A 19,857-nucleotide genomic window follows, 5' to 3' on the forward strand; every position below is an offset into this window, starting at 1 on the left:
ATCGAAAGATGGGGCTTTTTGCTTTTTACTGATCTCCTTAATTTCTGCACCGTTCATCTTATTAGCGATGAGACTCGATTCAAGGATCACGCTGAAATCTTAATAGGATTAAGATAGCTACTGTGGAGCCTGTGCGGTGTCGGTGAGGATGACTTCAACCCGACGGTTTTGCTGGCGGCCACTGGCGGACTCATTGTTGGCAACAGGTGAGCTTTCACCTTTACCTAGGCTGCTGAGCCGATTGGATTGGATCCCTTTTCCCTGTAGAAAATGGCTAACACTATCAGCTCGTTGCTGCGATAAACCCAGATTGTATTGTTCACTGCCTACGCTATCTGTATACCCTTCAATCATGGCACCACGCGCGGGATACTTGTTCAGAAAGTTCGCTAGGTTGGTTAGATGTTGACTGGTCGATGACTTAAGATCCGCTTTGGCAGTGTCAAATAAGACATCACCTAAGGTTACGACCCAACCACGTTCTGACTGACGGGCATTCAGCAATGTGAGCTGGGCTTGCAGTTCGGTCGTTTCCTGACGCGCATCTGCAGCATCAGCACGGGCTAGGCGCGCATCTTGATGGGCTTGATTGGCCTCAGTGGTTCGAGCATCTAATCTGGCGTCATCGCGTTTTTTGGCGAGGACTTTATGTTGATCCTCGGCAAAGCGGCTCTGCGCTTGAGCTAAGGCAATATTGACTTTCTTATCGGCAACAAACACTAGGTGCTGTGATTGTTGCTCATCTTTTACTGGTTGTTCAGCAGCGCGAACGGCTTCTTCTGCTCGTTTGATTGCAGCAGGGGCTAAAATTGCCAGTTCATTATTCGCTTGCAGTTTATTAAGTTCTGTACGGATATCACCGATGCCTTCAGCTATTTTGGGCGTACTGCTACAAGCTGCTACTGTGGTTAGGATTAGGCTATATGCCAGTAAATGGCGGCTAAAACGTAAAGGCAGACCCGATGAAACGATAGGTTTTTTCATTACTGAATTCCTCCTGAACGGCGTAACATTTCTTGCTGCAGAATGCTGATATTGTTTTTCATTTCATTATTGACACTATTGGCTTGTGCCAGCTCAGCGCGAGCTTGGGCCAATTCGGCCTCAAGGCTCGCCTCTATGGCGTAACGATCGGCGCTAACAGTGTCCATATTGAGTAATGCGCTGCTTGCAGATTGAAGTTTAAGTCTGGCCTGTGCCAGTTCATTTGAGGCATATTGGCCGACTCTTGCTTGCTCAGCGCGGGCAATGGTGTGTTCAGCTCGTTCCATTTCTGCGGTCTTAGTCAATGGCGTTGAACTGCAGCCCACGAGCGCTGTTGCAATACAACCTGCTAATAAGAAGTGTTTGGCTCGCTGCAGACCGATTGAATATTGCTGTGGTTGTTGATTTTTATTGATGTTCATTTGAAATTCCTTTCTCGGAAACAGTGTCCAGAGTGTGGTCTTTAGGTTTGTTATTCCACCATGCACAGTTAAATATGCTGGTGAATAGCCTCATTTTTGAGCCAGTTGGTATGAGTGAGTAATTTGACGCCACGGAAATTCATGATCTACTCCTCTGAGTTAAAGAGGGCCGACACAGTAAGGATTGCATCGGCTTGAGCTAAACGCAGTGTGTTACTGCAAGGTTTAGTTTTTGCACTTAATCAATGAAACTTTTCCCTGTTTGTTCGTCACGTCCTAGTCTAACGAGTGATGATTTGGCTCTTTTTCAGTCCAGTTACCTTCCTTGTTGTTTGATTTAAGTTCTTCAACCTCGCTTATTTTGTGTGCTTTTACTGGTATCCACGTCTTGTTTAGCTTTATCCGCAACTGTGGCTTTGATCATCTGACGGTTGCGGGCTACGACGGGAGGATTGGCTTTGTTGGTGTCGGAATTCTGTGCATCGTTATCGATGGATTTATGTTGTTCTGTGAATTTTTTCATATAAACCTCAAGTAACCCGGTGTAGTGCAAGAGTGCATGAACCGTACATTCAGCATGACCTGCTAAATATTGAACGTCTGTGCGTTAGCGCGCATGGGATTAGTGATGGCAATATTGGCCGCTCGGCACGTTTTTTGTTTGCTGAGTGGGCCGATATAATCAATAATAATACATTGATTATAAAGGTAATGTTTCGGATATTAGGCAGCATCAGTTTGCGCCATGTTGGCGTGTCGGGCGTTGATGACTGCCTGTTCTTGTTTATGGTTTGCAATACCAGTGTGGTTGTAGTACTGAAGTGGAATATGGGATAACGATAGAATGGCTGTTGTACGAGTGGTCTAGCCATCCGTTATGTGTATTTTTGTATCCACAGTACGTTTATGTTTGCTGCGCTTGTTGAGGTGGCATCAGCCGTTCAGATTCCTGCTTAACGACTGCGTAACATTCACAACAGGTTTGTTCTAGTAACGCGCGTCTACCACTACAATATTCCCACGACTGTAATTGATTACCCCCATGCGTTGCAGTTTTCCTGCCGCATCGGTGACACCTTCACGGCGTACGCCGAGCATATTGGTAATCAATTCTTGTGTCATTAACACGCGATCATCGGGCAATCTATCTATCGAAAGCAATAACCAACGACACAGTTGCTGTTCAATACTATGGTGGCGATTGCAAACCGCGGTCTGGGCCATTTGGGTCAGCAGTAGCTGACTGTAACGTAGTAACAGATGGAGCAGGGCGCCATGACGGTTAAATTCGTCTTTAAGCCGCTGACCAAACAAGCGATAGGCAACGCCAGCACTTTGCACTACAGCGCGACTCGTGGTGCTTTCTCCTCCCATAAACAGGGCAACGCCGACCATACCATCATTGCCAACGACGGCAATTTCAGCGGATGCCCCATTTTCCATCACATATAGTAGCGAAATAATCGAGTCCAGCGGGAAATACACATAACGCTGCTTTGAGCCTGCTTCACAGACCACTTGTCCGAGTTCTAATGGAACCAGTTCCAGATGCGGGAAAATACGTTGTTTGACTTCTTCTGGCAATTCACATAACAACCGATTGGATTCTGGCGGGAAGTGAGTTTCCGGTGGCGGGCGCTCTGATACAGATTTCAGTTTTAGTGTGTCCATTATGATAGCGTGTCCTTGTTTGGTGATGTCGCTAACTCAGGTTACAGCGAGAAACACCTATGCTATGTACGGTAGCGAACATAATGGCAGGTTTTTTGAATCGTTGAGTGGACAATATGCACTTAAGTGCGCATTGAGTGATAGCAGCTACAGCAACGGGCAAGTAGAGCTTGCCGATCAAGAATATGTAATCGCCCACGATTATATGAAATGCTGCCTCGGGTCTGTAAATTGCCTGCGGCCTCGGTAATACTGCTTCGCCTAACACCCAGCATGTCGGCTAAAAATTGATGAGTTAGATATAACTCATCAGTCTGAATTCGGTCGTGACTCATTAGCAACCAACGTGCTAGCCGAGACTCAATGGAGTGAAAATGGGCACAGACTGCATTTTGTGATAATTGGCATAACAAGGTGTATAGATAAGTCTCTACTATTTGCTTCAGATTGGTATTTTGAGCGAGTAAGCCTTCAAAGGTTTCAATGGGGAGCCGCCAAGCTTGACCAGAACCTTGGATGATCGCCTCTGAAGGCACTTGCCGAGTGCCCAGCAAAGTCGTCGCCCCAAGCATACCTTCGTAACCAATCAAACCCATTTCCAATGCCGGATGTTTGGGGAGTTTAGCAATCAAAGAAATAAAAGCCGTTAAGGGAAAATAGACATATTGATATGACTCGCCAGGCTTGCACAGTAAGTCGGCAAAGTTAAGTTGGACTAACTCAGCTTGCGATAATAAATCCGCTTGTTCCACCACTGGCAGATGACGGATTAATCGGTTCTGAATTTGTGGGGCTAATGTGTCTTGGTGTTGAGTGGGCATAGCGGTTCAACCTGTGGTGGCATTGACTTGGCACCAGAAAATCTGCTGCAAAAAGAAGGGCCGCAGCATCAGAATGGGGCTGCGGAATGATGGAGATTAAATGACTAGTTGTTTAGTTGCGGTGAAGGTGCGCCAGATTTTAGTTGCATATCGTTTTTGACTGAAATTACGCCGGGGACTTTGCTTGTTAGTTTTACCGCAGTATTGATATCTTCACGCGATTTAACAAACCCGCTGAGCTGGACCACGCCTTTAAAGGTTTCAACATTAATCTCGGCCACACTTAAGTTTTTATCACCTAAAATGGCAGCTTTCACTTTGGTGGTGACCACACTGTCGTCTAAATACTCGCCAGTACCTTCTTTGTTGTATGCAGAACTGCAACTGGCCACGGCGACTAAGCCTAGAGCTAGCAGGAAGATACTTAACATTTTAATTGTTCTCATCAGATTATCCTTTTTGATAAAGAGTAAAAATGGGGGCATTAGCTAACGCGTCCCGTTAACAGCAATATAATCAGCACCAGTAGCACTATGCCTATAAGTCCACCAGGACGATAACCCCAGTTTCGGCTATGGGGCCAAGTGGGGAGCATGCCGAGAAATAACAAAATTAAAATAATCAATAAAATAGTCGCAATTGACATGGCTAATCTTCCTGATACCGGGGCAATTTTGCACTGGGTAACATGAGTCTGTGCCGTAGTAAATGGGATGTCGGTACGGTGGCGCACTTACAGGGATCTGACGAGTCGATGTGTTTACATTTGCATTACCTGATAAGCGGTATGCCGAACAGAGCGAGTGATTGTAGAGATGCATACTCTAACTTATGTCCAATGACGGACATGTTCAATTCGAAACCAACGTTTGGTATTTCACTTATTCCGTTGTCCAGTTTCATGGGCTGCGCTAATAAAGAGGTCAACAACATGAATTATCATGATCGCGATGTTTACGGCATTTACAACAATCCACAGTTCGCTTCTCCATCATTGGCACAAGGACCCGGCCCATATCTGATGGGCGCTGAAACACTGATCGGCAATAATGTTGTTAATAATTCTGGTGAAACCTTAGGGGATATCAAAGAAATTATGCTTGAAGTGGAAACGGGCCACGTCGGGTATGCGGTACTGTCGTTCAGTACTTATTTTGGTTTTGGAGAAAAGCTGTTTGCAGTGCCTTGGAAGATGCTGACACTTAATCATGAGCAAAAATGTTTTGTCATGGACATATCATTAGAGCGACTCAAAACGGCGCCGGGCTTTGACAAAGGCCATTGGCCCAATATGAAAGATGTTGAATGGGAAAACGAACTGCACGATTACTACGGTAGCCGTAGGGATTAATGGTGTTAAGCAGGGGATTTATCCCCTGCGTTATTATTTGGATTCAGTAAATATGTATAAGTGTGGTTGTGTCTATCAAGTGAGTAGGGCCCACACGCATTTTAGTTGTTAGGAATTTGCTTATCGCCATGGTTGACACCTAATAACGATAAAAGTTTGAGCTAGCGTATTATCGAAAGTCACTAGCGTGTATCGCTGATCAATGTCTTCGCTTCATCAAATGATTAAAGCCTTGTCGAAAGATAAGGCTTTTTTGTTTTTCTATTTTAAGTTTAAATCCCTATTTAAGGTAAATCTGATGTTTTCGGATTTGTACTACAGCTTATTTTACTTGATGTCGCTAGATTGCTCCGTTTTCTTGATTTTTCTCCATAGGTGATGAGGGAAGAGTCATATTTAACAGTGGATATATCGAATAGATAATTTCAGCTTACTGTTCATGCTGTTGTCATCTGCGTCATTAAAGCTAAGCTCATTAGTATTTAGCTCAGTTATCTAAAGGATTTATATGGTTGAACACATTACTGGCATGCTAGCGCTAATTGGAGTGCTATCGTTATTTTGTCAATGGCTTGGCTGGAAACTGCGGTTACCAGCGATTTTACCCTTGTTGCTATGTGGGCTCACTTTAGGCCCTGGGCTTGGATTCCTCAATCCTGATGCGATTTTTGGTGATTTGCTTTTTCCGATAATTTCCCTCGGGGTCGCCGTGATTTTATTTGAAGGGGCTTTGACTCTTAACTTCAAAGAAATCAAAGATCATGGTCGTATGGTGACACATCTTGTGACTATCGGTACCGTGATCACTTGGGCCTGTATCAGTACGGCCACCTTTTATTTACTGGATTTTAGTTGGGAAATTGCATTGCTCTTTGGGGCGCTAGTGGTAGTGACTGGACCTACGGTTATCGTGCCAATGCTCAGAAGTGTGCGTCCTAAATCCCAGCTGGCGAGTATTTTGCGTTGGGAAGGTATAGTGATTGACCCAATAGGTGCGCTGCTCGCAGTGTTAGTCTTTGAATACATAACCGTTGCTAGCGATCAAACGACGCATGTGCTCTATGCCTTAGGCTCTATGTTGTCCCTCGGATTAGGACTTGGCGCAGTAGCGGGTTATCTAACGGGACAAATCTTAAGACACAACCTATTGCCACACTATCTGCGTAATACCGCCGTTTTGACCTTAATGCTGGGTATCTTTGTCGGCTCGAACCTATTACAAGAAGAATCGGGTTTATTGACTGTGACGGTTATGGGCATTTGGCTTGCGAATATGCGTGGTGTGGATATTGCTGAAATCCTTGAATTTAAAGAAACATTAACCGTACTGTTGATTTCTGCACTGTTTATTTTACTGGCGGCGCGATTAGATTCTAACGCCATGCTCGGCTTAGGCTGGGGTGGACTGGGTGTTTTAGCTGTGACCATGTTATTGGCACGACCGCTGAGTATTTGGGCTTCTGGTATAGGCACATCTCTGTCGAAAGCGGATAAGTGGTTTTTATGCTGGATTGCCCCTCGAGGTATTGTGGCCGCGGCGGTATCTTCTTTATTTGCAATCAAGTTAGAAGCCAACAATGTGCAGGGCGCAGATGCAATTGTGCCCTTAGTGTTCTTAATTATTATCGGCACTGTAGTGGTCCAAAGTTTAACGGCGGGACGTTGGGCACGATTTCTTGGGGTTAAAGCCGATTCTGCCCAAGGTTTATTGATCTTTGGTGCCTCTAAATTTTCCAGAGAGTTAGCTAAAATTTTAAAAGCCAAAGATGTCAAAGTGCTATTGGCTGATAATAACTGGGATAACATTCGCCTTGCGCGTATGGATAATATTCCAGTGTATTTTGGTAATCCTGTTTCGGAACATGCTGAAACCTATATGGATTTAACTGGAATTGGCCGCGTGTTGATTATTTCACCTTACCGACAGTTAAACCCGTTAGTGAGCTTTCATTTCCAAGACTTTTTTGGTGCTAAAAAAGTTTTTGGTCTTAATAATACCGAAGTAGGCAGTGCACGCCACCAGCTCTCTGAAAGTTATAAGCAACGTTTATGTTTGTTTGGTGATGCAGTGTCGTATGCCAAGATAGCCAGCCTAATGGCGAAAGGCGCTCAACTTAAAGTAACGAATTTAACCGAAAACTTCAGCTTTGAACATTTTCGTAAACGTTACGGTGAGACGGCAATACCACTGGTTTACCTGACGAAAGAAAGTAAGGTCGTCGTTGTTTCGGGTAATGATACCGTATTTCCGAATGGCATTGAGCTTATCAGTCTATTGCCAATTGAAGCTTTAGAAGAAGCCAAAGTGCAGCAAGCAATTGCAGAGCGGGAAGCCCAAGAAAAAGCAGCAGAATCTGCTTTAGCAAAGGTAAAAACGGAAGAGCATGAAAGTGAAGGTGATGACGCTATTGGGTAAGTTATTGTTACCAAGAAATTTATTATCGAAATATTTTTTGACTAGCTGAAAAATATTTCTCAAATAGCACATTCAAGGCATCATAGCTGCGTGAGTTTTATGGCCAATCTTACTGCAGCTATAGATTACATCCCAAAAAAGAGTATTAAAATGACTTGGCTAGAAAGCCATGTTTATGCAGAAAGTTAGCTCTTATACAAGCAGTCATTACACTACTGAATAAGCATTTTGCACTAAGGAACGTATGGTCGATTCTATGCATTCAACCGCGAGATTGAATTGAGTGTCGTTTTCGGCGCCACCAAGGCTCAAGCGGATAAAATTGTCATGGCAATTAAAGTCATCACCATTACGGACTAATATGCCTTTTGCGGCCAGTGCGGTAACGAGATGATGGGCTTTGATATCTTCTGGCAGTTGTATCCAACCGTTTAACCCTCGCCAAGTTTGGGTTAATCCCAGTCGTTCGCCCATGGCGATACAGTGACTTTGACGTTGACGTACGAGCGTATCTCGTTCTGCAGTGATATGACCTTTCTTTATCAACTGACAGGCAATTTCAATGTTCAGCGGCGACACCATCCAGCATTGGCTATGAATAGCGAGTCGCACTTGGGCGATAAGGGGGTCAGGAACCAGAATAAAACCTTGCCTTAAGCCGCCAGAAAACAATTTTGACAGGCTGGAAATATAAATCACCCTTGGGATCGCCAGCTGTTTTGCTAATTGCCACAGGGGCGAATGCCATTCTTCAGGTAAACAATAATTCACGTCATCTTCAATGATATAGAATTGATATTGCTCTGATAATTCAAGGATTTTCTGCCGCTGTGATTCATTGTACTGAATGCAAGTGGGGTTTTGATTATTCAGTGTGAGATAGACTAATTTAGGGTTGTGGATCTGTAATAGGGCTTCAAAGCGCGGCAGATCTAATCCTTCGTGGATAAGGGGCACTCCAACGCTAGTGACACCAAGCTGTTTAGCACAAATTCTCACGCCGGGATAACTGTATTGCTCGTGTAACAGTACATCGCCAGTTGATAAAAATGCGCTCAAACAGGCAAAAATGGCTTGCTGGCCGCCATGGGTAAAGACCAGTTGCTCGGGCGTTTGCTGTATGCCGCGTTGTTTTAACCACTGGTGGAACACTTGTTGGTGTTGATCTAATGGACTGGCGCGATAACCGAGTAACTGACTCAACTTAGTGGGGTCTTTCGCTAATTGGCTGAGGCAATCGCTTAGGGTGCTGATTTGATCTGTGAGTGGCTGCTGACAGGTCGCCATATTCAATTGTACGTTACCCATTTCAGGTACAGGGGAGGCGTTGACATAGGTGCCATCTCCCACTCGTGCTTCGACGTAACCCCTTTGTTCCGCCAATGTATAGGCGCGGGTCACAGTGCCAATTGTGATGCCTAAGGCATCAGCTAAACGGCGCTGCGGTGGCAGTTTACTGCCTTGGGTTAACACCTTCTGCAAAATGCCTTGTTCTATGGCACTGACTAAGCGCTGATATTTCGGGCCTGAAAAAGTCGTTAGGTCTGGCGTCCAGATTGTACCCATGACAATAAATCCATTGATCTCTAATATTCTCCGTATATTATTTGTTGCATCTTTTTATGTCAATAAATGTATGCATACAATTTAAGGCGAATATGAATACTGCACTGCTTTATGATCCACAATTATGGACTTTAATGGCCTCGACCGCGCTGTTTTGCGCGACGATGACAATGACTCCCGGACCGAACAATATTCTCTTAGCTAGCTCTGGAGCGCATTTTGGTGTGCTGCGTACCGTGCCACATATTGCAGGGATCCGCTTGGGTTCGACCTCTTTACATCTTGCGGTATTATTCGGCCTCGGTACCTTGTTTGAAGCATTACCGGTATTGCACCAAGTATTGAAATATTTCGCTTTAGTATATTTGCTGTATCTCGCGTACAAATTAGTGACGTCGCCAGTGCAGAGCACGCATTTGGATGATGGACGAAAACCTATGACGCTCATTGAAGCTGCATTATTTCAATGGATTAACCCTAAATCTTGGATGTCGACGATTACCCTGTGTAGCGCTTTTACATTAAGTGGCGATGGCTTTTGGTTGAGTGCGTTTCTTGGCGTATTAATGTTCAACATAGTGGGATTTCCTGCATCATTTACTTGGGTATTTGTCGGTGCCGCGATCAGTAGGAAACTCAATACCGATAGACGTAAGCGCCATTTTAATTGGTTTATGGGCAGCTTGCTCTTAGTGTCATTACCTATGATATTACGCTAGCTTGGCTTGAATTAAGTGCTAACCCTATAAATATTCTGAGGAAGACACTCGCGTAATGATTGGCTTTATGCCATAACCAACATACTATTGATGGCTTTTTAGGTAATGGCCTTTTAGCTGAACATTTTCAGTCTCAGTTATACTTGTTGCTTATCTTGATAGTGTGTATATGGAGGTTGCCGAGTGAAGTTCCCTAGTTTGATTTCGTTTATGCCGGGATTGGCGCAATTATTACAATATGAAAAGCAATGGCTTAGGGATGATGTGCGCGCAGGCTTATCCGTTGCCGCTGTGGCATTACCCGTAGCGATTGCTTATGCCCAACTCACAGGAGTGAATGCTGCCGTGGGTTTGTATTCCTGCGTATTGCCAATGTTGGTATACGCACTATTTGGCACCTCAAAACAATTAATCGTGGGTCCAGATGCGGCGACTTGTGCTGTTATCGCCGCGGTTGTCACGCCCCTAGCTGCAGGGGATAGCATGAAGCACTGGCAGTTAGTGATGACCATGACGGCCATGACAGGCTTTTGGTGCTTGATTGCGAGTCGTTTTAGGCTGGGGGTGCTCGCCGATTTTCTATCAAAGCCGATTTTGATGGGGTTGCTTAATGGCGTTGCAATTACCATTATCGTGGGACAGTTTTCAAAAATCTTCGGTTTTACCTTCGATGAGCGTTATCTAATCGAACGCCTCAGCGGTGCGCCTTCCTACTTATCCAAAACCCATTGGCCGACATTGACTATGGGGATTGTGACGCTAGCGACTTATGCCTTAGTGAAACGGTTTCGTCCCCAATGGCCAGCTTCTATGTGCGCCATGGCGATGGCGGCTTTCCTTGTTTGGGTGTTTAACCTGACGAGCTTTGATATTAGCGTCGTCGGAGAAGTGACCTCAGGATTACCTTCATTTCAAGCGCCTGTATTTGATTTAGGTATCGCCCGTGAGCTTGTGGTACCAGCGCTTAACTTAGCCATGGTGAGCTTTGTGAGCATGATGTTGACGGCTCGAAGTTTTGCGGCAAAAAACGGTTACGATATAGATGCCGATAAAGAGTTCAGGGCGTTAGGTATAGCCAATATAGCGTCAGCTATATCTCAAGGTTTTGCGGTGAGCGGCGCGGATTCCCGTACTGCGGTTAATGATGCCAATGGTGGTAAGAGCCAGTTAGTGTCTATCATTGCAGCGGTATTGATTGGTGTTGTGGCGCTATTTTTCACTGCGCCTTTGAAGTTCATCCCCAGTGCCGCCTTAGGTGTGGTGCTGGTGATTGCCTCAATCTCGCTTATCGATTTAAAGTCACTGTGGAATCTACGAGTGCGGGATAGGTCTGCTTTTTTACTTGCCTGTATCACCTTGTTCTCCGTGTTGTTTATTGGGGTTATCCCTGGGATAACCTTGGCTGTATTACTGGGTTTATTCCAGTTCCTTGCTACTGTGATGCGGCCTACGGATCAAGTGCTTGGTTTAGATCATAAGGGCGTTATCCGCAGTGTCGATGAATCGGGTAAAGCTAAATCGGTTCCAGGAGTATTTATATATCGCTTTAATTCACCGTTAACTTACTTTAATGCGACGTATTTTAAGCGCCGTTTACTGGAAAAGTTTATTCGGGAATCTGAGCCGGTCGATTGCATCATTATTGATGCAGTGCCTTGTTTTACCCATTTGGATTTAAGTGTGATGGCCATGTTGGCTGATTTACATCAACTGCTTAAAAAACGTGGCGTTCGTTTAGTGCTTGCGGGACGTAAACGGCAGATGCTGAGTTGGTTTGAGCAAGCGGGCATGCAGACAGGGGAAGGTGGTATTTTGATCCGGCCAGATTTGTATCTCGCCCTTAAAATGAATCAAAGCTATAAACAAGCCTTGGCTGAAGGGCAAGCGCCTGTGATCCAAAAAGTTCCTGATGACTCGGTATTGTTGCACAGTCATTTGTAGTTAACTGTAATGCCTTGTTTGATTAAACTGGGTCATAAAATAGCGCAGCTTAAGGTTGCGCTATTTTTTGTCTTAATTTGATAAGTAAATCAATGGTATGACTAGCTTTTTGAAGGTATTCAGTTTTACCGTTTAGTCTTTGAGAATTCTATCTAGGGGAATAAAACCGTGAAAACCATAATAACCCATAGGGCCGAGTATCAGACTCAGTAGGCACCATAAGCACTTTTTGTTGGTGCTGAGATCCACTTTACTTTTGAAGGCCCGAAGGGCAAATAGACAATGCAATAGCACCAGGCCCCCAAGCATAATAACGATATTAATATCCATATTTTCCAACTGTCTTATCCTTGTGTTCTATCATTCACGTCCTTGAGTCTTTAGGCGTGGTTACTTTTCTTGAGAATATTGTCTAGCTACGATTAGCTAAATTAGGTACCTAGTGGCAAATACCTTACTCGAATATTTTACCGATGGCTATAACATAAAATAAAAATAATCTTTAAATCTTATTGGCTTACACGTCTCCTAACAAGCAAATTGGAGAATGGCTAGCGTCCCAGATCACATATTTTTCCATCGCACGAATAAATATTTCACTCGAAATAAGTCGATTTAGCCAAGCGGCGACTCGCGGAAAATCATCACTCAGTGCACGTTTAAGATCCACTGCGGCAAACTGGCGTACAAAAGGTACGATTGCGTAGTCGGCAAGGCGAGGTGTATCGGCGACTAAAAAGGGGTGTTGCCCTAAGCATGTTTCAAGTTGCAGGAGGAAATGACTCGCCTGCTGATAATAATAAGCTTGCGTTTGCTCAGGGTAACGGTCGGCATATTTATAGCGGTCAAGCCATGGTTTAAATTGTTGATCATTTTGCGTGATAAGCTGTGCCATTTTATCTTCAATAGCAGGATTTTGCTGACACAATAGATCTAAGGGGTCTGCTTGCGTGAGTGCCCAGCGCATGATCTCAAGACTTTCGGCAATCACCTCGCCGTTTGCTAGCACTAATACCGGCACAGTACCCTTAGGTGAGGCAGCTAGCATTTGTGGTGGTTTGGCTTTAAGGGTGATTTCACGGACTTCAACATTGCATTGGGCTAACAAGAGTCCCAAACGTGCTCGCATTGCATAGGGGCAACGGCGAAAAGTGTATAAGACGGCTAGAGTCATTCGGATTTCCTCTACTGTGCGGCGCCATGCGTGGAAGTTGATGCGACTAAAGCTGACGTCAGCATGTTTATGTATGCTTATTGACGACGCGAGTATGCCAATGCGAATGTTGCGTGCCAATCATGCAATATTCAAAGGGCGCAGATGGTAACGCTTTCATACTGGGATTTCTGCTTAATTTGCCATCATAGAATGATTTTTCTCACCACTGTGCGTAAAGAATTAAAGACCCTGTATTTTATCTGTGTTTATCTTGCTGTGACTCAGGTAGAATTCCGCGCTATTTTTGGGATCTGCAGCAAGGCTGCAGATGATTGATTTGTTTATGCACTGGAAATTAAGTTCCAGCCAGCAAAGAGGGTGTTATGGCTAAAGTTGTCGTATGTGCGTTATATAAATTCGTGTCGTTACCGCATTTTGAATCTATCCGAGCGCCATTACTCGCTATGATGGAACAGGCCGAGATCAAAGGCACTCTGCTCCTCGCAAGTGAAGGGATCAATGGCACAGTTGCTGGCACTCAAGAAGCAATTGAAGCGTTATTAGTGTGGCTTAATAGCCAAAATGGCCTAGACAATATCGTTCACAAGCTGTCATTTGACGATGAAATGCCGTTCTACCGCACTAAAGTCAAGCTGAAAAACGAAATCGTGACTATGGGCGTCGAAGGTATTGACCCACTTAAAGTGGTTGGCACCTATGTGAAGCCTCAAGATTGGAATGCGCTGATTTCTGATCCGGACGTGATTTTAGTCGACACCCGTAACGACTATGAAGTGCAAATCGGCACTTTCAAAAATGCTATTAATCCTGTGACTGAAACCTTCAGAGAATTCCCTGAGTATGTGAAGCAAAATCTTGATCCTGCTAAACATAAGAAGGTCGCCATGTTCTGTACTGGCGGTATTCGCTGTGAGAAATCAACTGCTTATTTAAAAGAGCAAGGCTTTGACGAGGTCTATCATCTCGAAGGCGGTATTCTTAAATACCTTGAAGAAGTCAAAGCGGAAGAAAGCCTGTGGGAAGGCGAGTGCTTCGTGTTCGATAACCGCGTTGCGGTAAATCATGACTTGAAGAAAGGCCAATACGATCAATGTAATGCTTGCCGTATGCCAATCACTGAAGCTGAAAAACAGAGCCCTGCCTATGTGCAAGGTGTCAGTTGCCCACATTGTATCGATAAAATTTCTGACGAGCAGCGTAAACGTTTCGTTGAGCGTGAGCGTCAAGTGAATCTGGCAAAAGCCCGTAACGAAGCGCATATCGGCAGCGATGTGAATCAAGTGATTGAAGCGCGCCGCGAGAAAAAAGAAGCGCAGCGTCGACTCGCCGCCGAGAAAAATAACGCGAAAAAATCGCAAGTGCTTTAACTTTATATATGTCATTAGATGAGTAGTGAGTGAGTTAGTCATGAGTTCGTACTGAGCTCGTTTCTTACTCAGGCAGCTTTCACATGGCTCTCACAGTGAATATGGCTTGCACTCTGGCCCGACTCGTTCGGGCCATTTTTTTATATAGATTTTAGTTTTAGCGTGAATGTGCTTTTAGGCCATTATTTAACTTATTATTTATCATAGCGCTATGCCGAAAACCTTATATTTATGATAACTTTCAGTCGCTAGTATTAAAAACGTTAGTATTAACAACGCTAGCATTTAAAAAAAGTCGAGTGCTATAACACGAAAGGGAGCGATTAAGTGCAAGGTAGGCAAAGCGCATGAGCATTTGGAAAGAACTATACGATATTTTCGATAAGGAACGCAGTCGCTGGCAGCAATCGAGCGCCAGTAAGCAGGCGATTGCCTTCGAGTTAAAAGCCAATTTGGGTTTTCTGGCCGATGCCTTAAGCAGCGGTTTGTCGCAAAGTGCGATCGCCAGCGGTTTAGAATGCAGTATTTTTGAGGCAAAACTGAAAGAGGGCGCAACACTCACTGCGTTAAATCACCGTAAAGTGACACTGAAATTTATTGGTGAATTTGCCGAGTTTAATAAATATGTCGGTAAAGAGAACGATGCTTTAGTCGAGAATGCTTACGCTAGAATCAAATCGCTGCAGAAGTTAGTCGCGGCTGAGCCCAATAAAAATCATGATCTTAAGATTAAATCCCTGTTTCGCTTTTTAGTCTTTTTAGTGGCGCACCTTGAGGAGCAGCCATTGAGTCGCACATCAGCAAAAAAAGCCTAAGGCTGATGAGTGGCATTGACTAGCTTGTTATTTGAGAGACAAAAAAGGCGCCTGTGGCGCCTTTTCTATGTTTGCGAGCGTCATTGCTCAGTGTTTATAGCGTAGTCTTTAAAAGGCGTGTTCAAGAGCCATCTTTAAACTCACTTTTAAAAGCCGCCATTGAGTTTAGCCCCTAGGTGGCTCAGTTTTACTTATCTGCTTTATTGGGTTCTGAGTCCGCTGAACTTGGCTTGTTTGAAGCCGCATCGGCATCATTGTCTACTGCCGAAGGCTTGGCAGTATCTGACTTTATCTGCTTATCTTTACCATGTTGACCGAACTGCGGCAGGTTGAACTTAGCACTGTACTTCAACGCAGCAAGATTGCTGGCGATGACACCGACGATCAAAATAATAATGATCCAGACTTCTAAGGTCGACATACTCAGCTCCTGTTTCGAATAGACTCGCGCGCAAGACTCACGAGCGATTAATCAACCGCTAAACGTTGCTCACATTTACGAATGTCTTCTGGCGTATCCACTTCAATAGAATCAAAGGCGCTAATGGCGATTTTGATTTTATGGCCGTATTCTAATGCACGTAATTGCTCGAGTTTTTCCAGATCTTCTAGACGACCTAATGGTAGGGCGGCGAAGGCCTGTACGAATTTGCGTGTATAAGCATACACACCTAAGTGCTTATAAACGGGGTAATCTTGAGTATCGCGGCCAAAAGGAATACGCGAACGAGAGAAATACAAGGCGTAGTTGTTGTTATCGAACACCATCTTCACATGCATAGGATCGTCAAGCTCGGCTTTATTGACGATTTCAAAGCCTAAGGTGGCCATTTCAAACTCACCAGGGTGACGCTCGAAGAGGCTGATGACTTGCTCGATAGAGGTTGGGTCAATAAGAGGTTGATCGCCCTGTAGGTTGATCACTAAGTCGTCATCTTTTAGTCCCAGTTGGTTTATTGCATCATTGATACGATCTGTACCCGAGGCTGCATCTGGGCTGGTCATGACCACTTTGCCGCCAAAACCTTCAACAGCCGCTTTAATGCGATCATCATCGGTAGCAACGTAAATATTGGTGAGGCCTTTGGCTAACGACGCGCGTTCATACACGTGTTGGATCATTGGCTTGCCGTTAATCGGGGCTAAGGGTTTGCCCGGGAAGCGGCTTGAACCGTAACGAGCCGGGATTAACAGAGTCACATTCATCAAATTATCCTAATTTTATCAAAGATATACAGTGTAGATATACAATGCATATAGACAAAAGGGCTCACAATTGAGCCCTTTTAACATGTGTTAGAGCTTAGATACGACGGAACAGGGCAGTCAACATTTCATCTGTGACTTTCTCTTCCCAACCCGCGCCGTAAACGTTAGCCCATAGTGGACCCATGCTCTTAGTCACGGCAACCATTTTTGCTATGGTTTCGTCTGGCAGATCTTTACAGATGTTCTTCGGCAGCGTGATGTTATGTTTCTTCATCATCAGACGGAACTCTTCAACACCTTCTGGATAGAATTCTTCTAACACGTCAAAGGCGATACAGTTGCCGATACCATGGTGGTAACCCAGGATATAGGACAGACCGTAAGAAACCGCATGACAGGCACCCACTTGGCTATAAGCTATGCTCATGCCGCCCATGAAAGACGCCATCATTAGCTTGTCGTCTTTTTCTACGTGGTCGTCTAAGTACACTTGGCGACATAAATCCATCGCTTTTTCAGCGTAGGATTTAGAGAACTCGTTTAAGAAGGTACCTTGTAAAGATTCAACACAGTGGATATAGCAATCCATACCTGTATAGAACCACTGGTCCGTTTCTACGCCTTCGATTAACTCAGAATCCATGATGATTTGATCGAATACTGTGTAATCTGAGTTCAGGCCTAGCTTACGTACTGGACCACATAATACGGCGGTGCGTGACGCTTCTGCACCAGTACCAGAAATCGTTGGGATACCAATGTGGTGTACCGCTGGGTTCTTGATTAAGTCCCAACCTTGATACATAGCAGAGCCACCTGGGTTGGTCAGCATCAGCGATACCGCTTTAGCTACGTCCATGGTTGAACCGCCACCTAAACCTACGACGCTCACTGGCAGTTTGCTATTGAAAGCTTGAACTTGTTCAGTCAGGGCATCGATTTGAATTGTGCTTGGCTCTTCATCAACGTTAACCCAAATTATCATGTCTTGTGCTTTAGCTGGAATGCGGCCCTCAAGGGCTTTGCCTTGATGCACGTCATCGACTAAAAACACCACGAAGTCGTCGGCGGTTTTACGTTCAGCAGCTAACACTTCATCCAATTGGACGAATGAGCCACGGCCGAAGATCATTTTTTCAACTACTTTAAAATTCTTAAAACTCATTGCAACAAACTCCCGTAGAATTATTGGGCAAATGCTTTCTTGATGTTTTCGATACGCTCGGCGATCTGAGCATCGGTCCAAGACAACTTGATGAGCATAGAAATCGTGCGGCTCATAATGGCATCGGATTTAGGCACAGAAACTTGAGTATAGTCAGGTCTGTCGGCGATTAATGTGATTGGCAACGCAGCAGATGCCTTAAGCTCCTGAATGTGTTTCCAGTTTTTCAAATAATGCCAGTTGTTTACATACCAGTAGAAGCAGCCATCAACGCCGTTTTCAGCCAGTTTTTTGCTGATTTCTTGCGTGCGCGCTTCGGTTGGCAACATAAAGGTTAAGAAGCCAGCCGAGTCGCCTTCTGGATCTGGGATCTGGCGGAAGGTGACTTCTGGGATAGCGGCCATTGCATCTTTAATGGTCTTTTTGTTTTTACGTTGAATATCGATAATGGTATCGAGTTTACGTAACTGCGCTAACCCTAAGGCGGCATTCATTTCCGAAATACGGAAGTTCAAGCCAATGATAGGGTGTGACTCTGCGCCGCGGTCTTTACCAATATGGTCATGGCCGTGATCTGAGAACATGTGCGCATTGTTGTAGATTTCTGTGTTGTTAGTGATCACAGCGCCACCTTCACCACAGGTGATGGTTTTGACTGAATCGAATGAGTAACAACCCACATCACCGATAGTACCTAACGCTTGGCCCTTGTAGCTGCCACCAATGGCTTGGCAAGCATCTTCTAAAATCAGTAAGTTATGTTTTTTACAGACGGCTTTGATCTCGTCCATCTTCGCCATAGAACCGCACATGTGCACTAAGTTAATCGCTTTAGTGCGTGGGGTAATCGCGGCTTCGATACCTTCTGGAGATAAACACAATGTCTCATCGATTTCGGCAAAAATCGGAATCGCGCCTGCCATAAAAATCGCTTCAACTGAGGCTACAAAGGTAAAAGGTGGCACGATAACTTCATCGCCAGCACCAATGCCTGCAGCCATCATGGCCGTTTGCAGCGCAGCAGTACCGCTTGATAAAAGGTGAGCATGCTTCACGTTCATCTTCTCGCAAAGCAGTTGCTCCATATCGCGCGTCTTCCAGCGATCATTACGCATATGGTCGAAGTTGTAACGGAAGGTAAAACCGTTTTCCATAACGTCAGCGACTTCCTGCTTCTCTTCAGGACCAAATAATTCAAAACCGGGCATGGAAGGTATCTCCTTAGAATTTGTGGCGCATAGGTCGCCTGCAATTAACTGGCGGATTATAACTGGCGTAATAGACCCTTGCGATGTTTTATTGCTGAAAATTGTCATGGAAAAAGAAAAACCTGCACAGTGGCAGGTTTTATCTGAGCATTGATGACACTCAGCGGGGTGTTGAAAGCCTACATTCAGGCCGTTAGCGTGGATTGGCTAAACCATGTTCACGGTCAACCGTGACATCTAAATCTGTCAGTAAACCGTTATCAATGCCGTAAATCCAGCCGTGTACCGCCACTTCTTGGCCGCGATCCCAAGCTTCTTGCACTATGGTTGAACTGGTCACATTAGCAACCTGCTCAATCACGTTTAGCTCGCACAGGCGATCAAAACGTTTGGCTTCGTCCATCTGTTGTAATTCTTCCTGATAAATACGATAGATATCACGTAAATGCCCGAGCCAGTTATCGATGAGTCCTAAGCGTTGCTGACCCATGGCCGCGCGCACACCACCACAGCCGTAGTGACCCACCACCATAATATGCTTCACCTTGAGCACATCGACGGCGTATTGCAGTACAGATAAGCAGTTAAGATCGGTATGGATCACCATGTTGGCGATATTACGGTGAACAAAGACTTCACCGGGCATAAGATCAATGATTTGGTTTGAGGGTACGCGACTATCTGAGCAGCCAATCCACAGGTATTCAGGATGTTGCTGTTTCGCTAATTGTTCAAAAAAATCAGGATTTTCTTGGCGTATACGTCCGGCCCAGCGGCGGTTATTGTCGAATAAAGGTTTGAGTAGTTTCATTTTAACCTATTGTTTTATTGACATATAAAATGTCTTCTCATGCTCTAATTCATGCAAGCAGCACATTTTTAGCAAGAGTATACCAGCAAATTTGGCTCTGCTGGTCTATCCAATTAAGGTTTGAATCAGGATATTGAAAAATCGAGATTATTTTTTCTTAATAGTACTGCAAATGGATAAGCCCTCTCTGAGGGTTCAAGCACCATTTGATTTT

General features: G+C 44.7%; 21 protein-coding genes and 1 pseudogene. 7 read left to right on the forward strand and 15 right to left on the reverse strand.

The annotated features are described in order from the left end of the window. Window positions 1-117: 117 nt before the first annotated feature. The 7 genes and pseudogenes from AAA952_RS09100 to AAA952_RS09130 all read right to left on the reverse strand — a co-directional run bounded on the left by AAA952_RS09100 (window position 118) and on the right by AAA952_RS09130 (window position 4,544). Window positions 118-984, reverse strand: a complete 867-nt coding sequence (locus AAA952_RS09100) for an OmpA family protein (protein ID WP_338256296.1) — start codon at window positions 982-984, stop codon at window positions 118-120. Beyond that, on the reverse strand, window positions 984-1,406 hold the full coding sequence (locus AAA952_RS09105; RefSeq protein WP_028760080.1) for a DUF4398 domain-containing protein: 423 nt from the start codon (window positions 1,404-1,406) through the stop codon (window positions 984-986). Before AAA952_RS09105 ends, AAA952_RS09100 begins: the two co-directional genes overlap by 1 nt. 346 nt (window positions 1,407-1,752) lie before the next feature. After that, the gene (locus AAA952_RS09110; RefSeq protein ID WP_249195714.1) at window positions 1,753-1,929 is read right to left on the reverse strand and encodes a hypothetical protein; all 177 of its coding nucleotides are present in this window, start codon (window positions 1,927-1,929) and stop codon (window positions 1,753-1,755) included. A 381-nt stretch (window positions 1,930-2,310) separates the two neighbouring features. Further along, window positions 2,311-3,077 (reverse strand): annotated as a pseudogene (locus tag AAA952_RS09115) (Crp/Fnr family transcriptional regulator). Between the two features lie 122 nt (window positions 3,078-3,199). Beyond that, complete coding sequence (locus AAA952_RS09120) at window positions 3,200-3,898, reverse strand: Crp/Fnr family transcriptional regulator (RefSeq protein WP_105252418.1); 699 nt, start codon at window positions 3,896-3,898, stop codon at window positions 3,200-3,202. Window positions 3,899-4,002: 104 nt separating this feature from the next. Further along, window positions 4,003-4,344, reverse strand: a complete 342-nt coding sequence (locus tag AAA952_RS09125; RefSeq protein WP_131525779.1) for a BON domain-containing protein — start codon at window positions 4,342-4,344, stop codon at window positions 4,003-4,005. 38 nt (window positions 4,345-4,382) lie between these two features. Then, complete coding sequence (locus tag AAA952_RS09130; RefSeq protein WP_081729035.1) at window positions 4,383-4,544, reverse strand: DUF3309 family protein; 162 nt, start codon at window positions 4,542-4,544, stop codon at window positions 4,383-4,385. A 285-nt stretch (window positions 4,545-4,829) separates the two neighbouring features. Here AAA952_RS09130 and AAA952_RS09135 point away from each other — a divergent pair, with 285 nt between their 5' ends. Beyond that, window positions 4,830-5,249 (forward strand): PRC-barrel domain-containing protein, encoded by a 420-nt coding sequence (locus AAA952_RS09135; protein WP_028760076.1) that lies wholly within the window; start codon window positions 4,830-4,832, stop codon window positions 5,247-5,249. 508 nt (window positions 5,250-5,757) lie between these two features. Next, window positions 5,758-7,665 carry a cation:proton antiporter gene (locus tag AAA952_RS09140; protein WP_338256307.1) on the forward strand — a complete coding sequence of 636 codons (1,908 nt, stop codon included), beginning with the start codon at window positions 5,758-5,760 and terminating at the stop codon, window positions 7,663-7,665. A gap of 207 nt (window positions 7,666-7,872) precedes the next feature. Here AAA952_RS09140 and AAA952_RS09145 read toward each other — a convergent pair whose 3' ends face one another. Further along, window positions 7,873-9,231 carry an aminotransferase-like domain-containing protein gene (locus AAA952_RS09145; RefSeq protein WP_338256309.1) on the reverse strand — a complete coding sequence of 453 codons (1,359 nt, stop codon included), beginning with the start codon at window positions 9,229-9,231 and terminating at the stop codon, window positions 7,873-7,875. Between the two features lie 92 nt (window positions 9,232-9,323). Here AAA952_RS09145 and AAA952_RS09150 point away from each other — a divergent pair, with 92 nt between their 5' ends. Both AAA952_RS09150 and AAA952_RS09155 read left to right on the forward strand, forming a co-directional pair. Continuing rightward, the gene (locus tag AAA952_RS09150) at window positions 9,324-9,950 is read left to right on the forward strand and encodes a LysE family translocator (protein ID WP_338256311.1); all 627 of its coding nucleotides are present in this window, start codon (window positions 9,324-9,326) and stop codon (window positions 9,948-9,950) included. Window positions 9,951-10,133: 183 nt separating this feature from the next. Next, window positions 10,134-11,891, forward strand: coding sequence for a SulP family inorganic anion transporter (locus AAA952_RS09155; RefSeq protein ID WP_105252613.1), 1,758 nt, complete (start codon window positions 10,134-10,136; stop codon window positions 11,889-11,891). A gap of 132 nt (window positions 11,892-12,023) precedes the next feature. Here the strand turns inward: AAA952_RS09155 and AAA952_RS09160 are convergent, their stop codons facing one another. Together AAA952_RS09160 and AAA952_RS09165 are read right to left on the reverse strand one after the other, a co-directional pair. Next, window positions 12,024-12,221 (reverse strand): hypothetical protein, encoded by a 198-nt coding sequence (locus AAA952_RS09160; RefSeq protein WP_028760072.1) that lies wholly within the window; start codon window positions 12,219-12,221, stop codon window positions 12,024-12,026. Between the two features lie 187 nt (window positions 12,222-12,408). Next, window positions 12,409-13,065, reverse strand: coding sequence for a glutathione S-transferase (locus AAA952_RS09165; RefSeq protein WP_263178398.1), 657 nt, complete (start codon window positions 13,063-13,065; stop codon window positions 12,409-12,411). Between the two features lie 144 nt (window positions 13,066-13,209). Here AAA952_RS09165 and AAA952_RS09170 point away from each other — a divergent pair, with 144 nt between their 5' ends. The 3 genes from AAA952_RS09170 (at window position 13,210) to AAA952_RS09180 (ending at window position 15,250) form a co-directional block, all read left to right on the forward strand. Continuing rightward, window positions 13,210-13,383, forward strand: coding sequence for a hypothetical protein (locus tag AAA952_RS09170; protein WP_198573292.1), 174 nt, complete (start codon window positions 13,210-13,212; stop codon window positions 13,381-13,383). A 47-nt stretch (window positions 13,384-13,430) separates the two neighbouring features. After that, window positions 13,431-14,435, forward strand: coding sequence for an oxygen-dependent tRNA uridine(34) hydroxylase TrhO (gene trhO / locus AAA952_RS09175; protein ID WP_311998444.1), 1,005 nt, complete (start codon window positions 13,431-13,433; stop codon window positions 14,433-14,435). A 347-nt stretch (window positions 14,436-14,782) separates the two neighbouring features. Next, entirely contained in the window at window positions 14,783-15,250 is a 468-nt protein-coding gene (locus AAA952_RS09180) for a hypothetical protein (protein ID WP_113939600.1), read from the forward strand. Between the two features lie 187 nt (window positions 15,251-15,437). On the opposite strand, the gene AAA952_RS09185 is transcribed toward AAA952_RS09180, so the two are convergent. The 5 genes from AAA952_RS09185 to can all read right to left on the reverse strand — a co-directional run bounded on the left by AAA952_RS09185 (window position 15,438) and on the right by can (window position 19,643). Next, window positions 15,438-15,671, reverse strand: a complete 234-nt coding sequence (locus AAA952_RS09185; protein ID WP_338256323.1) for a DUF2897 family protein — start codon at window positions 15,669-15,671, stop codon at window positions 15,438-15,440. Window positions 15,672-15,718: 47 nt separating this feature from the next. Next, window positions 15,719-16,456 carry an 8-amino-3,8-dideoxy-manno-octulosonate cytidylyltransferase KdsB gene (kdsB, locus tag AAA952_RS09190; RefSeq protein WP_012197229.1) on the reverse strand — a complete coding sequence of 246 codons (738 nt, stop codon included), beginning with the start codon at window positions 16,454-16,456 and terminating at the stop codon, window positions 15,719-15,721. 97 nt (window positions 16,457-16,553) lie between these two features. Continuing rightward, the gene (kdnB, locus tag AAA952_RS09195; protein ID WP_028760066.1) at window positions 16,554-17,624 is read right to left on the reverse strand and encodes a 3-deoxy-alpha-D-manno-octulosonate 8-oxidase KdnB; all 1,071 of its coding nucleotides are present in this window, start codon (window positions 17,622-17,624) and stop codon (window positions 16,554-16,556) included. 20 nt (window positions 17,625-17,644) lie between these two features. Further along, window positions 17,645-18,832 carry an 8-amino-3,8-dideoxy-alpha-D-manno-octulosonate transaminase KdnA gene (gene kdnA, locus AAA952_RS09200; protein WP_028760065.1) on the reverse strand — a complete coding sequence of 396 codons (1,188 nt, stop codon included), beginning with the start codon at window positions 18,830-18,832 and terminating at the stop codon, window positions 17,645-17,647. Between the two features lie 193 nt (window positions 18,833-19,025). Next, a complete protein-coding gene (can, locus tag AAA952_RS09205; protein ID WP_028760064.1) occupies window positions 19,026-19,643 on the reverse strand; it encodes a carbonate dehydratase in 618 nt (205 codons plus the stop codon). Window positions 19,644-19,857: the final 214 nt, after the last annotated feature.

The sequence above is a fragment of the Shewanella sp. M-Br genome (assembly GCF_036245925.1).
Lineage (GTDB): Bacteria > Pseudomonadota > Gammaproteobacteria > Enterobacterales > Shewanellaceae > Shewanella > Shewanella oncorhynchi.

What these genes read in the sequence shown, in the direction of transcription:
- AAA952_RS09185 (WP_338256323.1), bottom strand. Translation starts at nt 15,671, where the DNA reads ATGTCGACCTTAGAAGTCTGGATCATTATTATTTTGATCGTCGGTGTC.
- kdnB (WP_028760066.1), bottom strand. Translation starts at nt 17,624, where the DNA reads ATGAGTTTTAAGAATTTTAAAGTAGTTGAAAAAATGATCTTCGGCCGT.
- AAA952_RS09110 (WP_249195714.1), bottom strand. Translation starts at nt 1,929, where the DNA reads ATGAAAAAATTCACAGAACAACATAAATCCATCGATAACGATGCACAG.
- AAA952_RS09160 (WP_028760072.1), bottom strand. Translation starts at nt 12,221, where the DNA reads ATGGATATTAATATCGTTATTATGCTTGGGGGCCTGGTGCTATTGCAT.
- AAA952_RS09180 (WP_113939600.1), top strand. Translation starts at nt 14,783, where the DNA reads ATGAGCATTTGGAAAGAACTATACGATATTTTCGATAAGGAACGCAGT.
- trhO (WP_311998444.1), top strand. Translation starts at nt 13,431, where the DNA reads ATGGCTAAAGTTGTCGTATGTGCGTTATATAAATTCGTGTCGTTACCG.
- AAA952_RS09130 (WP_081729035.1), bottom strand. Translation starts at nt 4,544, where the DNA reads ATGTCAATTGCGACTATTTTATTGATTATTTTAATTTTGTTATTTCTC.
- kdnA (WP_028760065.1), bottom strand. Translation starts at nt 18,832, where the DNA reads ATGCCCGGTTTTGAATTATTTGGTCCTGAAGAGAAGCAGGAAGTCGCT.
- AAA952_RS09100 (WP_338256296.1), bottom strand. Translation starts at nt 984, where the DNA reads ATGAAAAAACCTATCGTTTCATCGGGTCTGCCTTTACGTTTTAGCCGC.
- AAA952_RS09170 (WP_198573292.1), top strand. Translation starts at nt 13,210, where the DNA reads ATGGTAACGCTTTCATACTGGGATTTCTGCTTAATTTGCCATCATAGA.
- AAA952_RS09105 (WP_028760080.1), bottom strand. Translation starts at nt 1,406, where the DNA reads ATGAACATCAATAAAAATCAACAACCACAGCAATATTCAATCGGTCTG.
- kdsB (WP_012197229.1), bottom strand. Translation starts at nt 16,456, where the DNA reads ATGAATGTGACTCTGTTAATCCCGGCTCGTTACGGTTCAAGCCGCTTC.
- AAA952_RS09135 (WP_028760076.1), top strand. Translation starts at nt 4,830, where the DNA reads ATGAATTATCATGATCGCGATGTTTACGGCATTTACAACAATCCACAG.
- AAA952_RS09150 (WP_338256311.1), top strand. Translation starts at nt 9,324, where the DNA reads ATGAATACTGCACTGCTTTATGATCCACAATTATGGACTTTAATGGCC.
- AAA952_RS09145 (WP_338256309.1), bottom strand. Translation starts at nt 9,231, where the DNA reads ATGGGTACAATCTGGACGCCAGACCTAACGACTTTTTCAGGCCCGAAA.
- can (WP_028760064.1), bottom strand. Translation starts at nt 19,643, where the DNA reads ATGAAACTACTCAAACCTTTATTCGACAATAACCGCCGCTGGGCCGGA.
- AAA952_RS09165 (WP_263178398.1), bottom strand. Translation starts at nt 13,065, where the DNA reads ATGACTCTAGCCGTCTTATACACTTTTCGCCGTTGCCCCTATGCAATG.
- AAA952_RS09120 (WP_105252418.1), bottom strand. Translation starts at nt 3,898, where the DNA reads ATGCCCACTCAACACCAAGACACATTAGCCCCACAAATTCAGAACCGA.
- AAA952_RS09140 (WP_338256307.1), top strand. Translation starts at nt 5,758, where the DNA reads ATGGTTGAACACATTACTGGCATGCTAGCGCTAATTGGAGTGCTATCG.
- AAA952_RS09125 (WP_131525779.1), bottom strand. Translation starts at nt 4,344, where the DNA reads ATGAGAACAATTAAAATGTTAAGTATCTTCCTGCTAGCTCTAGGCTTA.